General features: G+C 52.0%; 11 protein-coding genes. 5 read left to right on the top strand and 6 right to left on the bottom strand.

The window, feature by feature from the left end; all coding sequences use genetic code 11:
* The first annotated feature begins 2 nt into the window (after window positions 1-2).
* The 4 genes from OXG87_08130 (at window position 3) to OXG87_08115 (ending at window position 5,013) form a co-directional block, all read left to right on the top strand.
* Window positions 3-2,510, top strand: coding sequence for a beta-propeller fold lactonase family protein (locus OXG87_08130; GenBank protein ID MCY3869513.1), 2,508 nt, complete (start codon window positions 3-5; stop codon window positions 2,508-2,510).
* Between the two features lie 161 nt (window positions 2,511-2,671).
* Window positions 2,672-3,535 (top strand): peptidyl-alpha-hydroxyglycine alpha-amidating lyase family protein, encoded by an 864-nt coding sequence (locus OXG87_08125; protein ID MCY3869512.1) that lies wholly within the window; start codon window positions 2,672-2,674, stop codon window positions 3,533-3,535.
* Window positions 3,501-4,397, top strand: a complete 897-nt coding sequence (ubiA, locus tag OXG87_08120; protein MCY3869511.1) for a putative 4-hydroxybenzoate polyprenyltransferase — start codon at window positions 3,501-3,503, stop codon at window positions 4,395-4,397. Before OXG87_08125 ends, ubiA begins: the two co-directional genes overlap by 35 nt.
* Before the next feature lie 19 nt (window positions 4,398-4,416).
* A complete protein-coding gene (locus tag OXG87_08115) occupies window positions 4,417-5,013 on the top strand; it encodes a UbiX family flavin prenyltransferase (protein ID MCY3869510.1) in 597 nt (198 codons plus the stop codon).
* Here OXG87_08115 and OXG87_08110 read toward each other — a convergent pair.
* The 6 genes from OXG87_08110 to OXG87_08085 all read right to left on the bottom strand — a co-directional run bounded on the left by OXG87_08110 (window position 5,010) and on the right by OXG87_08085 (window position 14,972).
* Entirely contained in the window at window positions 5,010-7,154 is a 2,145-nt protein-coding gene (locus OXG87_08110; GenBank protein MCY3869509.1) for an RNB domain-containing ribonuclease, read from the bottom strand. The two genes, OXG87_08115 and OXG87_08110, sit on opposite strands and share 4 nt — an antisense overlap.
* Before the next feature lie 82 nt (window positions 7,155-7,236).
* Complete coding sequence (locus OXG87_08105; protein ID MCY3869508.1) at window positions 7,237-8,670, bottom strand: DUF1501 domain-containing protein; 1,434 nt, start codon at window positions 8,668-8,670, stop codon at window positions 7,237-7,239.
* A gap of 39 nt (window positions 8,671-8,709) precedes the next feature.
* Entirely contained in the window at window positions 8,710-10,182 is a 1,473-nt protein-coding gene (locus OXG87_08100; protein ID MCY3869507.1) for a DUF1800 domain-containing protein, read from the bottom strand.
* Between the two features lie 200 nt (window positions 10,183-10,382).
* Window positions 10,383-10,700 (bottom strand): hypothetical protein, encoded by a 318-nt coding sequence (locus OXG87_08095; GenBank protein ID MCY3869506.1) that lies wholly within the window; start codon window positions 10,698-10,700, stop codon window positions 10,383-10,385.
* Between the two features lies 1 nt (window position 10,701).
* On the bottom strand, window positions 10,702-12,123 hold the full coding sequence (locus tag OXG87_08090) for an HD domain-containing protein (protein MCY3869505.1): 1,422 nt from the start codon (window positions 12,121-12,123) through the stop codon (window positions 10,702-10,704).
* Window positions 12,120-14,972, bottom strand: coding sequence for an exonuclease domain-containing protein (locus tag OXG87_08085; protein ID MCY3869504.1), 2,853 nt, complete (start codon window positions 14,970-14,972; stop codon window positions 12,120-12,122). The genes OXG87_08090 and OXG87_08085 overlap by 4 nt, the downstream gene beginning before the upstream one ends.
* A 161-nt stretch (window positions 14,973-15,133) precedes the next feature.
* Between OXG87_08085 and OXG87_08080 the strand changes: the two genes are divergently transcribed.
* Window positions 15,134-16,150: an alcohol dehydrogenase catalytic domain-containing protein gene (locus OXG87_08080; GenBank protein MCY3869503.1), complete on the top strand. Its 1,017-nt coding sequence runs from the start codon at window positions 15,134-15,136 to the stop codon at window positions 16,148-16,150.
* The last annotated feature ends 2 nt before the right edge of the window (window positions 16,151-16,152 follow it).

Here is a 16,152-nt window from a genome sequence, read left to right as displayed (position 1 = left end):
TTGTGAAAAAAATTTGCGTTTTTGGCCTTCTGCTCGCTCTGTGGGTTGGTGCAGAGGGGTATGTGATTCTTACAGAGACAAATTCGCGTGGGCGTATTGTGACAAATCGCTGGTCGCCTTCTCGGGCCGGTGCTGGTATTCCCTTTGTGGTCAATACCGGGAGTTTTCCCTTTCCCGAGACCGAGGTGGTGCGGATTGCACAGCAGGGGTTTAACGACTGGAGCGCGGTGCCGTCGGCATTTATTACCTTTGAATATGAAGGTACAGCACAGCTTGAAGTGTCGGGTAATGATAATCGCAATGTGATTTTTTACGATGCGACGGGAGAGGTTATTGGCGCACCCGAGGGTACGGGGGTCGTTGCATTTGCCCGGATCATCAATAACGACGATGGTTTGATTACGGATGTGGATATTGTTTTTAATGGGCGGGATCATCAGTTTTCGATTGAGGAGAATAATACGCCTGAGGATCTGTTTGATCTTCACGCTATAATGACGCATGAAATCGGTCATTTGTTGGGGCTGGATCATAGCCCCTGGGTGGGTGCCCCCGAACTGCGCGCGACAATGTTTCCCTTTGCTTCGTCCCAGGCACCGCGTGCAGAGCGTTCTCTGGAAGCCGATGACCGTGCAGGTATAACGGCGATATATCCGGTAGAAGGGCTGACCGGCGGTGTGCGTGGGCAGGTCTTGAGTGCCGATGGTCCCGCATTTGGCGTGCATGTGGTGGTCTATCAGGCGGGAACAGATTCCCTTATGTTTGTCGCGAGCGCTCTGTCGGGGGCGGCCGGTGAACAGAAGGGACCCAATGGCGATGGGCGTTATGAAATTCTCGGTTTGCCTCCGGGCGATTATCACGTTGCGATTGAGCGCCACCATCCTGCAATTTCTGCTGATAATTTTGGTGGTATTTTTCAGACGTTATATGAAGCAAGACTTGATAGAGAGTATTACAACAATGCGTTTGTGCGGGATAATGCCCAGATCATACGCGTCGAAATCGACCGCGTGATAGAAAATATCGATTTTGCGATTGGACCTTCTGCACCGGGCGCACCTTTTATTCGGGAGACTATTTTTCCAGCAAATACGCCCGATCCCAATGGTCCCTATCGCTTTTCGGCAAGGGTGACCGATAATACAGGGGTGGCTACTGTTGAATTGCGTTATCGGATCAATGGCGGGGGCGAGCAGGTGCTGCCAATGATCCCTACGGGGAACGATATTTTTGCCGCGGAACTCGACGGGCAAAGTGTGGGATCGAGGATTGAGTATCGGGTGATTGCGCGCGATGGCGATGGCAATGAGACGCCTTCGCCAGCATCTGATTTGCCCATGCTGCAATTCGATGTGATATCATTGTCTGGATCGCCCATACTTTTTGTTGCATTGCGAGATGTCGATGTGGTGGCTGTTATCGATATGGGTACGGGCGAAGAGGTGGCGCGCATTCCCACTGGCGTGGTGCCTTTGAGCGTTTTGATGACACCGGATCAGCGCTATTTGTTTGTCGCCAATACGGGGGGATCTGTCGGTACATCTGAGAATCGGGTCACAGTTATCGAGACTGCCACGCATCAGGTGGCGGCGAATATTAAAGTTGATACTGCGCCTTTGGATCTCGCTTTGAGCGCGAATGGGCAGTTGCTCTATGTCACCAATTCAGAATCTAAGAGTATTTCGGTTATAGATGTGGCGAGTTTGACTGTGCGTTCTCGCATTCGGGTGCCGATTAGCGGAGAACGCGGTCCTTATGGTGTGGCGATTCACCCGGATGGGAAGCGGCTTTATGTTACAGATATCAATGGCAATCAGGTACTGGTTGTCGATACCGCACGCAGGGCGACTATTGGTCGCATTGATGTGATTGAGGAACCCCGCTCACTGGTTATATCTGCGGATGGGAAGCGGTTGTATGTGTCGGGGGGGGACTTTGGTGACGTTGGCAGTGGCGGTATTGCGGTGATTGATACCGAGTCGGAGTCTGTGGTGACAACGATTCGGATGGATGCCGGGATATTTCGCCTCGCTTTATCGCCGGATGGTTCGCGGTTATACGGAACTGATCGCACGAATGCCCAATTAGTCGTCGTCGATGTGGCGCAAAATCGCGTTGTGAATACTGTAAAGGTTTTGCCCGAAGGTGAAGAGACGCGCTCTTTGTTTGTGTCGCGCGACGGATCGCAGGTGTATGTGGCGAATCAGAATTCGAATGAGCTGGTTATTTTTGATGCAGAGTCGTTTCAGATTCTGAGAACGCTGAATTTTGAGGATAGGCCGCGCGGTATGGCGGTGCGTTCTCAGCCTGCTGTGTTTCTTCCTTTGAAGGAGATAGCTGCTCAAGCGGATTTTGATGGCAGTGGAAAGATCGATTTTGGCGATTTTCTCCTGTTTGTTGCCGCGTTTAGTTCTGAGAGTCCCGATGCGCGTTTTGATTTGAATGGGGATGGCCAGGTCAATTTCGGCGATTTTATTTTCTTTACCAGTGTTTTCGGAAGAACAGCCTGATATGCGATGATTACTCGAAAAAAGCTCTGGGTTTCCAGAGCTTTTTTTCTTTTTGCGCTCAAATTGTAGTGTATATTGCAATGGCGTGTGATTGACGTACGCATGTGTGAAACTTCAATGTCGAGGCAGGGATGCCTCTCTTACCTGACAAGGAGGATGTGATGACATTTGGACAAGGGGACTATGTCTATACGGTGCAGGAAAATTGGTGGACGCTACCCGAAGGCTGGTCGTTTGGATGGGTACCGGCGGTGGCTGTTGATTCGCAGGATCGCGTTTATGTGTACAGTCGCAGCGAGCACCCGATGGTGGTATTTGATCGCGAGGGAAATTTTTTGTCTTCGTGGGGCGAAGATGTGTTGAAAGATGCGCATGGCATTTATATTGATGCGGAAGATCACGTCTATTGTGTGGAGCGCAATACGCATTGTTTGCGGAAGTTTAGTTGCGATGGCGAGTTGTTGATGACGGTGGGGACACCCGACCAGGAAGGCGCTGAGGGCGAGCCGTTTCGGTTGCCGACCGATGTGGCATTTGACTCCGAAGGGTTTATGTACGTGTCCGATGGGTATGGCAATGCGAGAATGCACAAGTTTACTCCCGATGGCGAGTTGATCAAGTCCTGGGGCGAACCGGGTACTGGTCCGGGGCAATTTGATCTGGTGCATTCTGTGCGGGTCGATAAGGATGACCGTTTGTGGGTGGCGGATCGGAGCAATAATCGCATTCAGTTTTTTGATACTGAGGGCAATTTTCAGGGCGAGTGGACGGGTTTGCACCATCCCGATACGGTTTATATTGATGACGAAGATGGCGTGGTTTATATCGCGGAATTGGACCAGCGGGTGAGTATCTGGACGGTTGATGGCGAGAAATTGTCCGAGTGGGGGCGCGGGGTTGAAAGCGATATTCCGGGTGAGTTCAAAAAGTGTCCGCACGGTATCTGGCTGGATTCACACGGCGATTTGTACGTGGGAGAAGTGCAGACAGATGGCCGGTTGCAAAAGTTTATCCGGCAAAGGTAAGACTGTGATGATTGAGGGTATTGTCACTTATGGTCGGATGATTAAATTCGGCCACAGTATTTTTGCCTTGCCATTCGCGCTTTCAGGCGCGGCGTTGGCGGCGGCTGGATACGGGATTTCGTCCGAACAGGTGTTCTGGATTGTGGTGGCGATGGTGGGCGCGAGAAGTGCTGCCATGGGTTTTAATCGGCTCGTGGATCGGAAGATGGATGCGGCCAATCTGCGCACGGCCAATCGCGAGTTGCCGCGGGGAGTTATTTCTGCAGGTGCTGTGAAGGTGTTTGTGTGCGTTTTTTCTGCGCTGCTCGTTTTTGCGGCTTATAATTTAAATTCACTGTGTTTGATGCTGTCGCCCGTGGCATTGGGCATTGTGTTTTTTTATTCTTATACGAAGCGTTTTACGTGGACTACGCAGCTTTTTCTCGGTTTGGCATTGTCTCTTGCGCCTGTGGGAGCGTGGATCGCTGTGACGGGACAATTGGATGCAAAGATTTTACTGCTCGGTGGCGCGGTGTTGATGTGGGTCGCGGGGTTTGACGTGATTTACGCCTGTCAGGATGCCGAGTTTGATCAACGGTTTGGTGTGTATTCGATTCCGCAGAAATTTGGGGTTGGTCCCGCATTGTGGATTGCGCGAATATTTCATGTGATTGCTTTTGGTTTGATGGTGTGCGTGGGGCAGGTGTTTGATCTGGGGATGATTTATGTGGCTGGCGTGGTGTGCGTGGGCGGCTTGCTGGTTTATGAGCACTATCTGGTGAGACATCGGGATTTGTCAAAGGCGGGTATGGCGTCTTTGACAATGAATGGTGTAGTTAGTGTGGTGTATTTTGCCGGGACACTGGCCGATTTGTTGTTGTAATCTTGGGGGCCTGTTTGCTATGAGACGTATTACGGTTGCAATTACCGGAGCAAGTGGGGCTATTTATGCGTTGCGCACGTTGCGCGCATTGCTGATGCGCGAGGTTGCGGTGGATGTGGTGATATCCGAATTTGGCTGGATGTTGCTTCGAGACGAGGCGGGCTTTGAGGGAAAACAGCGAGATTTTGGGAGATTCATTCGGGAACTTTACGGTGTTTCGGTAGATAATATGGCGCTGCATCCACTTAAGAATCTCGCTGCAACGCTGGCGAGTGGTTCGGCGCGATCAGACGGCATGGTGGTGGTGCCGTGTTCGATGAAAACACTGGCGAGTATAGCACATGGGTTGTCGCGCAATTTGATTGAGCGCGCCGCTGATGTCGCTTTGAAAGAGCACCGCAAGCTCATCATTGTGCCGCGGGAGACGCCGATGAATTTGATTCAATTGCGCAATATGGTGGCGGTGGCCGAAGCGGGTGCTGTTGTGGTGCCGGCGATGCCAGCATTTTATCAGAAGCCGGAGACGTTTGATGATTTGGCAGATTTCGTGGTTGGCCGAATTTTGAGTTTATTGGGCATTGAGCACGATTTGTATCCGGCGTGGGAAGGGGGCTAAAAGCCGACTGCTGATTGCTGGTAGGTTTTTTCTGTGAAGTGTGCCCAGCCTTTCCAGCGATCAATACCCGTCAGGCGCAGGTCAATTTCGTCGCCGACTTCTACGGGATAACCCGGATAGATGACTGTTTTGAAGGGATGGTTGAGGAGTTCGACGAGGACGCCGCGCATTTTGAGGTGGAGGACAACGGCGCGAAATTCACGACCAATTTGATTTTCCCACGATTGTAACATTAAGTTGCGGGTATGGCGGTGTACCAGGTCGTCGATGAGGTCCTGCGTTTCCCACATGCGGTAGCGCAGGGTGTTGAGGTCGTCAACTGTGTAGAGGGATTGGTCGGTTTTAAGGTAGTGATCGATCTGGCGTTGCATTACGAGGTCTGTGTATCTGGTTGTGGGTTGGGTGATGGGACAATAATGCGAGATGCCATAGCCGTGATGTGTTTCTGGTGTTGTACTGAGGCCGGTGTTCGGGGTTTGGCGGTGAAGTTCGTGGCGGCGCACGATGGGGTGAGAGATTTGTACGATAGACTCGGTATTTTCAATGGGATCGCGTGTTTCGTAAATTGCGGGAATCCCTTTATTTTCGCACCACCGACCAACGGCTATGCCAGCGAGCAGAGATAGTTCACGGGCAATGTGATGGGCGTGATTTGGAGGTGATTGTTCCTCGAGGTCGTGAATGGCTGTTTGCCTCTTTTTGAGGAGGCGTGCGGATAATTGCGAGAAGAATTGTATGGCGCGGTGCTGCGGGTGAGCGGGGTCATTCAGTGCATGGTCAATGTTTTCAGGTGAAAGATCCGCTTTATTGATTGCGGCCGTTTGCGCAATGCAAAAATCTTTGATGTGGCTATCCCTATTCACGCGCCAGAAGATGCTGAGTGCTGGATGCGCTTTGTCGCTCTGGAATTGGCCCAGGTCGTGTGAAAAGCGCGTGGGTAGCATGGGAATGGGTTGATCGGGAAAGGGTATGTGCGCCATGCGCTCGGCAGCGTCGCGGTCGATGTGCGAATTTTTGGGGATGAGTGCGCCGATATCTGGTATGTGTACGCCAAACTCTGCGCCTCCAAAGAACCGGCGGCGATACGAGAGGGCGATGTTTGGATGATCGGGCGGGTGTATCACAAAGACGGGTTGTTTTTTCAGGTTGCCACAAGTGGGCACAAGTGTTTCTGCCTGGCGGATGACGAGGTCTAAAAATGAAGTTGGAACTTCGGCGCGGAGCAAGTCGAGGTTTTGATTGCGTTTCCAGACCTTTTTTTTGATGAGTAGTTCGACTGCGGATTTTTGGCGGTTTTTTTTGGTTTTGCAAATTTCAGAGATCAATGCCTGAGCGTGAGTCGCGTGTTGGGATTCGCTGCCCCACAATGCGTATTGTCGAATCTGTTCCAGATAGGTTTGCTGGCGTTGGGTCAGTGTGTGTTCTGCAATGGATTCGGTATTATTCGCCATGACATGGATAAATTCTTCGCGTTCTTCATCCCGATCTTTTTTGCGGCTGATGTGTTGACGGCGGAAGTATGCCTGATCAACCGTATAGGGCGAATACGAGTTGGAAGATAGAGGTTGAAAATAAGGACAGGCGCCGTGCAGGTGAAGATAGAGGGCGATCCATTGTGTCGCATCGATTTCTGTATCGTAGAAGAGGTCGGCGATTTCTGAAAGTGGAAGCGGGGTCGCAGCTTCAACGGCGATTTCCCATACGTCTTCGAGGTCTATTTCCCGGCTCAAAGCGCGGACGGTCATTGCATAAGTTTTGAGTGGGACATCGCGCGATGAGGTGCCGGTGAGATAGACGAGGTTGGGGTGGTGAAAGCGGAGGCGTCGGCCATCTTCTGATAAGACTGCGATTTCGGAAATTTTGCGGGGCAAAACAGCCTGGCATGTTCCTATGAGCAGGCGTTTTCGAAAGCGAAACAGGACAATTTCATCCTGGACAGGTGTGTCGGGCAGTCTGCCTTTTGTATGAGGCGCATCCTGGGAACTCGGTATTCCATCTTCATCCAGATGGCCCGTGTAGCGCTCGTCGGGTTGGTTTTTGTGTTCATTTCGGATGATCAGACCGTAGATGCGTTTGACCAGGCTGGCGTAGAAGTAGAGATAGCGGTTGGAGATTGTGACTTCGCGTTTGGATTTTTGCATGGTTTTGCCTCGTCTCTATTGCCCATGAGTAAAGCCCCGGTGCAGGACCGGGGCTTTTATGGTTTCAGACGATGCTGGATGCTTAACGGTTTCGGTAAGCATCGACAAATCTCAAGAAATCGCCAAATCCAACGTTGCCATCGCCGTCTAAGTCGTATTTGGTTTCGTTGGTACCGAATGCCTGGGCAAATTCGAGAAAGTCGGTAAAGTCGAGTTTGCCGTCGGCATTAAAGTCAACTTTGGCGAGTTCGAGGGGTGATAGTGGTGATGGTCTGAGAATGGGTATGTGAGACGTATTGGATGAAAAGATGCTTGAGACAACATCTTGCGATACGTCAAACCACTGGTTGAGCACTGAGGCATAGACATGGCGGAAATCGTGATCGTAGTAAAAGTCACCGCGCCTGTCAACCTGCCCAAAGTTGGGGGATGGACCTGCAATGCCCGCCTGAACCGATGGGCCAAAGAAGAACATGGGCGCTGATGTGCCGTGATCGGTACCTGCGCTGCCGTTTTCTTTGGTTCGACGACCAAATTCCGAAATGCTCATGCCGAGCACGCGGTCTTGTAACTGATGTTGCCGCAGGTCTTGAACAAAAGACGTGACTGCGTCGTTGAGATATCCCATCAGGGTGTTGTGGCGGTTGAGCTGATTGGAATGTGTGTCGTATCCGCCCTGTGAGACCAGGTACACTTTGGATTTCAAGCCGCCTGCGATCAACCGCGCGACCAGACTGAGCTGGTTGGCGAGCGAATTCCCGGTGGGGTATTCAACCCTGTTCGCGCCTTTATTTGCGGCATCTCTGACCTGTGAGGAATATTGCAGGGATTCAAAGTTGATGCGGCGGATAAAGTCGAGTTCATATCCTGCCGGTGTGGGAATTTTACCATCTTCGATAATTTTGTTGCCCTGCTCCACGAGATTGACAAATTGCCTGGGGTTGCGCAGGGCAATGCCCATGGCACCGTTTTTGCCCAATAAGGCAAGAGAAAGCACGGGACCGATGTCAACGGCAAGAGGATGTTCTGGCAAGGTGTCCGGGAAGCCCGGAGTCTGGGATTCAAAATAGCGCCCCAGCCAACCGTGGTTCAAAAATTCATTGGAATTCGATGCGGTCAACCAGATGTCGGTTGACCGGAAGTGTGATCGGTTGGGATTGGGATAACCCACCCCCTGCATGATCATCATTTGACCTTCGTCATAGAGTTCTTTGAATCCGGTGAGTCGAGGATGCAGGCCCTGTGCTGGGGTGAGTCTGAGGGCTTCTGATTTTTTGATGTGGATTTTGGGACGCGCCTGATAATAGGCATCGTTTTCAAAATTGACCAGGGTGTTGAGGCCGTCATTACCACCATTGAGGCGAATGATAACGAGCACGCGGTCGGTCTCGCTGAGGGCTGCTGCGGCCAGGGGACCAACGGCTTCGGCGCGCCCATAAGCCCGCGTCATAAAACCACCGAGCGCAAATCCGGCACCACCTCGAGTCGCATTTTTCATAAAGTCGCGTCTGTTCATAACGAGCTCCTTCTGGAGGCTAACAGGCAGGCCTCAAGTCTAATTCAGTTGATAGTCGGGCAATTCAAAGATGAGTTTGAGAATATTCTTGATGCGTCGGGGTGCTGCAATCGCGTCGGGATTCCAGTCATAGACATCGGCGCCTTCGAGGAGTGTCTCCAAAAACATTTCGAGGCGATATTCGTCAACCGGAAAAGCCGTCAGACACTCTCCCATGTCGCGAACGAGTTTTTCCGCGTCATAGGGTTCGGGAAATGCCTTGACGAATCCCACGGTATCCGGGTTGATGATGGTGTAACGATTGGGATTGCGCGGTCTGGCATCGACCATTTCGTCGGTCATTTTGTGGCGTTCGGGCAGTGTTGACGTACTGATCCACAGTCGATATCCCGGCCACCCGGCTACATTGGGGGGATCGAGCAGTTTTTGACCGAGCACCTGAGCGATGTAAACGAGGTACTCGGAACTGATGCTCCTGCCTGTGCCAGCTTTGAAACCGAGACTGCGCGCTGTGCCAGCGACGAGTTCGACGGGGCTTTTGATTTTGGCACCGATGATGGCTGGATCGAAGAAGTGCTGGCTCAAGAGCAATGTCTTCAAAACCGGTTTGATTTCGTAGTTGTTGTCGCGCATGATTTGCGCGAGTTCCGAGACGACGTTTTTGTCTGGATGCTCATAGACAAATTCGCGATAGAGTTTGCCGCATATAAATTCGGCTGTGACTTCTTGCTGGAAGATGATATCGATAATGTCTTGCTCATTGAAGTTGCCGGTTTGTCCAAGGAATGTCTTCTGGCCTTTGTCGAATCGGTTCTCTCTAAAAGTGGGTTGCCTGCCTACGACAATCCACCCCGTGAGTGCGCGAGCCGCTTCTCCGATGTCGTGTTCTGTGTAGGTACTGCCCTCGCCCATGGTGAACAATTCCATGAGTTCTCGGGCGTAATTTTCATTGGGTCTTCCCACTCTGTTGGAGTTGCTGTCGAGGTAGTAGATCATGGCTGGATCGCGCGTGACGCCCTCGACGATTGTTTTGAAGTTGCCGACGGCGTGTTTGCGAAACAGGAAATTCTGGAGATACATCCACTGTGGACGTCTGACATCTTTTGCCTGGGTGGCAAAGTGATCGTGCCAGAAGAGCACCATGCGCTCTTGAATTGAGAACCCCTGGTTGACGATGAGTGCCATCCACCAGGCGCGGGTCTCGTCAACGCGCGCGCGCTCGATTTTGCGCTGGTCTTGATTGGGTTTTTGAAATGGATCCTGATAAACCCACTGAGCGGGTGGATTCGGTGGCAAAAAAGGCATTTCCAGAAGGCGATCTACAACGGCTTCTGGTGTGCTTTGCACAGCTTCTGAAATTTCTTTTGGCGTTGGGCCAATCAGGGTGCGCCGCAAGAGGTGTGCGGCCCGGTGCTCGTCCCACGGCTGTTCTGCCGAGGGGATATACGGTTCGAGTCCCGTGGATGCATACGCAAGTTTGGGCGCAACAGGAAAATGTTCGCGATTGGACACGGATACTCCTCCTCTTGTTCAAGATTTTCGGGAAAGCGCAGATATGTGGTCAATATGACAAATTTGTGCTATTAGAGCAAGTTAATATTTTGGACATACAAATATTTGCTATTGGATATTAAATACAGGTATAAGTTATGATGATAAATTTGTGCTATTAGAGCAAGTTAATATTTGTAAATATTTGTAAATACAAAGCCTCAGGGAGAATATTTTGTGAGGGAATCGAGCAATGCGCGTTGCGCCGCCAAATTTCTCTCCGATGCCACGACAATGGTTTCCTGAATTTTGATACGGGCATGTTCTATTTGTTCTGCCTGTTCTTTTGAGATGCCCAGGGCGATATTGCGGCGAATTTCGCTTTGCAGGCTGTCGCGCAGGGTTTGCAGGCGGATGCGTTCTTCGCGCAGCGTCTTTTGGGCTTGCGAGACCTTCACCTTTTGACTTTCGAGAACGGGATTGGTTCCCGAACACGCAAAAATCAGGATAATGGCAAAAAATAAGAGAAAGCGAGGCATATTATTTTTGACTATTGAGATGGTGCTGGATGTGACGGCGGGCGCGGTAGGTTTTAACGCGGCTGATCCAGCTCTTTTTGGGATGTTGGTCTGGGTCGGTGTCAATTTCAACGGTGTCGCCCCAGGCGAGTTTGGAGAACGGATAAGCCCGCGCGCCGTTGATACGGCCTCCTTTGCATTGTAAGCCGAGGTCGGTATGCACGGCAAAGGCAAAATCGACGACGGTCGCATCTTCGGGCAATATAAAGGGATCCCCTCTGGGGGTGAGTGCGACAATTTCCCGGGTAAAGAGGATGCGCTTGAGTTCAGTCATCAGGTGATGGGAGGCATCGGCACGGTCGTACCAATCGACAAAATCGTGTAACCAGCGCGTGCGTCGCTCTTCGTGCTGTACGTCTCCGCGCAATGCGGCGATGCCAAATTCGCCCAGGCGATGCATTGCAGGGGTTTGAATGTGGATTTCGTAGCGTTGGTCCTTGTGGTGGACACTGGTATGCAGGGCCTGGTAGCCATTGCGTTTGGACAGGGCAATAAAGTCTTTGAAACGCTCCATAACGGGCAGGAAGTGCTCGTGCAGAATGCCCAGAGCCAAATAACACAGACGACGGCGCGAGACAATGACTTCGACTGCGTAGCGATCCTGTATTTGACTGAGGGGACGATGTTGCATTTTGCGGTAAATGCTACCCAAACTTTTCTGTTGCACGCGCACACTTGTCCGCACGCCGTTGGCGTTGAGCAAGTTGCGAATTGTGTCCTGGAATTTCACGAGGTGCCCGGTTGGTTCTGTTCTAAATGTCGTCTGTATCTGATTCGCGATACGCGGTTCAAGGCAGCAAAGACTGCGGTCTTCGAGTTCGCGGCGAATACGGGCCATGCCCAACAAGTGCGATAGGGGCGCGTATATATCAATGGTTTCTCGCGCAATGCGTTGTCGCCTGTCGATTTCTGAAATACCGTCGAGGCTGCGCATGTTATACATGCGGTCAGCTAATTTGAGAATGAGTACGCGAGGGTCTCTTCTGGCGTGGGTGAACAGATGTTGCAAGGTGGCAATGCGCCGCGCAGTGCGACCGGCTTTTGATCCTTCTACTTTTGTGACGCCACTGACGAGGGTGGCAATGTTTTTGCCAAAGGTGGGTTCAATGTCGTTAAGGGTCAGGGCAGAGTCTTCAACGGCGTCGTGCAATAGTGCCGCTGCCATCATTTCCGCGTCGCGTGCAAAGCCCAATTCAGAAGCCAGGATGAGTGCCACGCCGATGGGATGGGTAATATACGGTTGCCCGGCATCGCGGTCCTGGCCTTCGTGGCTGGCATTGGCGAAGTGGTATGCATGCCCGACGAGCGGATGATTGCGCTGGGGAATTTGTACCAGCAATTTCCGCAGAGGCTCGCGTATGGAAGTCAGGTGTTTGGTATTCACGACGCGCTCGCTTTGTCGAACCAGCTTTTGATGGCTTGCAATAAATGGTCTGGCGCTCGAAACGCCCGATGTTGAACTGGCAATGCTTCGAGAAAAGCCCGTCCATAGAAGGTGGATAAAACCCGACTGTCGAAGACGATGACAATGCCTCTGTCGGATTTGTTGCGTATCAGGCGGCCAAAACCCTGGCGAAATTTGAGAATGGCTTCGGGGACTGAGTAGTGTAAAAAAGGATTTTTGCCCTGTTTTTCGAGTTCTTCCATGTGCGCTGCAACGAGGGGCTCAGATGGCACGGCAAAAGGCAGGCGAATAATGCCCAGGATTTCGAGGGCTTCGCCGGGGATATCTACCCCTTCCCAGAAACTGTCGGTGCCCAGGAGCATTGCGCGGCGGTGGGTCTTAAAGCGGTCGGTAATGCTGCCGCGCGCGCCGTCTATCCCCTGTCCCAGGAGCAGGATGCCGTCGGACGACAGATCGTTTTTGAGTGCGTCATAAGACTGGTTGAGCATGCTGTAGGACGTGAATAATGCCAGCGTGCCCCGTCCGACTTTGCGTGCGAGATGGCGCAACAAATCGTCAACGGCGCGTTGAAAATGAGGGGATTTGGGCGATGGCATAAATTGAGGTACGCAGACGAGGGCTTGTAAATTGTAGTCAAAGGGCGAACCCAGACAACTCGTTTGCACGCGCTCTTCGGGCATGGTGTCGAGCCCCATGCGCTGAAGAAAGTAGATGAGTTTGCCGCGAATACCCAGAGTGGCCGATGTGAAGACGATGGTACGCATTTTGTCGTAGAGTGCGTTGTGCAATACTTCGGCGACGTGCAGAGGCGCAGAAAACAGGCGCGTGTCACTGCTGTTTTCTCGGGTTGGCAATTCAACCCAGTAAACGCATTGTTCATCTTCGGGATGGGTCAAGTGGTTGAGGGCTGCGAGCAGGTCGCTGCATTCCTGTGCGCGCCCGTCGAGTTCGTTGACGAGTTCGTCCTGGTTGGGAAAGGTGTCGTCGGGCAAGTCTTTGAGCCAATCGCACAGATTTTTTAAGTTGTTGTTGAGTTCTTTGATCGCTTCGGCAAAGTCCCCAAGACTTTCACCAACCGCTTCAAACGTATTTTCACCCGGGCGATAGCGCACTTTTGGCGTGTAGTAAAATTTGCGGCTGCCCTGTTTGCTGTACAGAAATTCCGTGAGGTCTTGAAAAAAGGTCTGCGCTTTGAGATAGATGTCTTCGGCGGCGTTCACTGCCCGCCCAATGCCTTTGTCAAAGGTGGCGAAGATATTGTCTTTGAGATCGGCTATACCGATCCAGTGACGCAATGCGGGCAGGGTGCCGGTGCTCTGAAAACCCGGACTGCGCAGTTGATCGGAAAAATTTTTGATTTGCCATATATTGAGTTCGCACCCCAAATATTGTGCGGCAATTTTTTCGATGTTGTGGGCTTCGTCCAGGATGAGGTCTTCATATTCGCCCAGCACGGCATTTTCCGAGACGATGTCGGAAAAGAGCAGGGAGTGATTGATAACTACGATATGTGCTTTTTGGGCAGAACGGCGCACGGCGTTGGCAAAGCACTGTCCGTTGGTGCGGCACTTTTGCGAGCGGCAATACCCCGAGTCGGAACACACTTTTGACCAGAGACCAGCATAGCGACGCATATCAAAGCCGTTGTTTTCCGAAATGTCACCGGTTTGCGTTTGTTCTGCCCATATAACGAGGGGTAAAGCGCCTTCGCGCTCGTCTTCGGTAAAGAAGGTTTCGATATTGGCGAGTGCGGCATGCCACCGATTGAGGCATATATAGTTGCTGCGACCTTTGAGCAGGACATAGCTGAAGGGTACATTCAGGATGCGTTCGAGGTGGGGCAGGTCTTTGAAGAACAATTGTTCCTGAAGATTTTTGGTATTGGTGGAAACAATGACGCGGCGGTCATTTTGTACGGCGTGGTGAATGGCCGGGGTGAGATAGGCCATGGATTTGCCCACGCCTGTGCCGGCTTCGGCGACGAGGAGATGGTTGTTGTTGAAGGCATCGGCAATGGCGCGTACCATTTCGATCTGTTCGGTACGCACTTCATATCCTTCGGTTTGACGGTCAAATGTGCCGCCGGATTCAAACAGGGTGCAGAGCATGTCGATGTCGAGGGGTTCTTCACTGGCCTCTGTTTCCGCTCGGAGTTCTTCGCCACCCACATTGGATAGAGGAAGGCCATCTGCTCCTCCACCGCGAATGCGGTTCATAAATTCGCTTTTGACCGCTTCATTGCCCAGATCGACAAAGATGTTGAGCAAGGGGCTATTTGTGCCTTGCAAAAGCCGCAGTATGTTTTGTTTTGTTTGCAATGATGTTTCGCGCAAGACCTCGATGACGCCCGGGTATATGCCTGCGAGTTGCTCGGCATCGCAAAGTGCTTTGTGTGCTGCTGAGGATGCGACTTCAAAGTAGTCCGCGAGCGTATTCGCCCGATGATCGGATAAATTGGGCAGGGCAATCCGCGCGAGATCGCGCACGCTGTGTATGTTGTTGCCAAAGGGCAGGCCAGAGGCTTCAGATAAAAAGCGGGTTTCAAATCGGCCCTGGTGTACGATGAGGGGCTGGTCGCCGGCAAAGGTCATAAAGTTTTCGATTGCCGCGTTGATGCGGGGTGCGTTTCTCACGTCTTTGAATGCGATGCCCGTCAGGCGCGTTGTTTCTTCGGGTACACCCATTTGGGGGCGCACATAAGTCTGAAAGCGATCGACTATTTCGCCATCTTTGACTTTGACAGCACCGATTTCGATTATTTCGGCTTCTTTCGGGTTCAGACCCGTGGTTTCGAGGTCGAGGGTTATGTAGGTGTGGAGAATGGACATGGAGGATGAAAAAATCCTGGATGCTTTAAGTTGACTCTTTGGGTTCTGTGCAGTATCATAAATGCCGACCGGTTTTGATTTTCCGATCGGCTCTTGCAGGCGGCGATTTATGAATTATACATTACAAAGCCCTGAATTTCAAGGGTTATTGCGGAGGTGAGATGAAGGCGTCTGTTTATCTGGGTCCCGAGCGGGTTGAATTGCGCGATATTGCGGAACCCAAACCAGGTGATGATGAGGTGCTCATCAAGGTGGCACGGGCGGGTTTGTGCGGTACGGATTTGCATGTTTATCAGGGGCATATGGATCAGCGGGTGCAAATTCCCCTGGTGATGGGGCACGAGATGTGCGGCGAAATTGTAGATGTTACAAAAGATGCCGGGTTCAAAGTGGGGGATCGCGTGGTGGTTGAACCCACAGTGGCATGTGGCGCATGTGCGGCTTGCCGACGGGGGCATCGTCATGTTTGTCAGAATCTGAATTTTTTAGGTATTGACTCTGCAGGGGCATTTCAGGCTTTTTGGAATGCACCTCTCGACCGCCTGCACCGCGTACCCGATGCACTGGACGACGATGCTGGCGCGCTTATTGAACCGCTTGCGGTCGCTGTCCACGATGTTCGGCGTGCAAAAGTGGAATTGGGTGATCGCGCGGTTGTGATTGGCGGTGGTCCGATTGGGATGCTGGTTGCAATGGCGGCGCGATTGGATGGGGCCGAGGTGGTGGTTTCCGAAGTGAATCCCTTTCGTTTGGCAAAGGCGAGGGCATTGGGCTTTGAGATTGTGAATCCATTGGAGACAGATCTTCTGGCATATACAGAAGATTGGACCGGGGGCGCAGGTGCGGATCTCGTGTTTGAAGTTAGCGGCAGTGCGCCCGGCGCAAAGGTTATGACTGAGTTGGCCCGGGTTCGCGGAACCATTGTGCTGGTTGGGGTACACGCTGAACCACCGCCTGTGGATTTGCAGCGATTTTTTTGGCGGGAATTGCATCTGGTGGGGTGTCGCGTGTACGAACCCATAGATTTTGAGCGGGCAATTCGATTGGCGGCGTCTGGCGCAGTTGATGTAAAAGCGCTGATTACAGATACGCTACCACTGGATGATGCGGCAAAAGGGTTTGAACAGATGGTGGCGGGTGGCGAAGTGATGAAGGTGCTTTTAGATTGTCAGGCGTAACA

It is taken from the genome of Gemmatimonadota bacterium, assembly GCA_026706845.1.
Lineage (GTDB): Bacteria > Latescibacterota > UBA2968 > UBA2968 > UBA2968 > VXRD01.
Note: the sequence above shows the minus strand (reverse complement) of the source record. Positions and strands in the feature narration are given on the sequence as shown.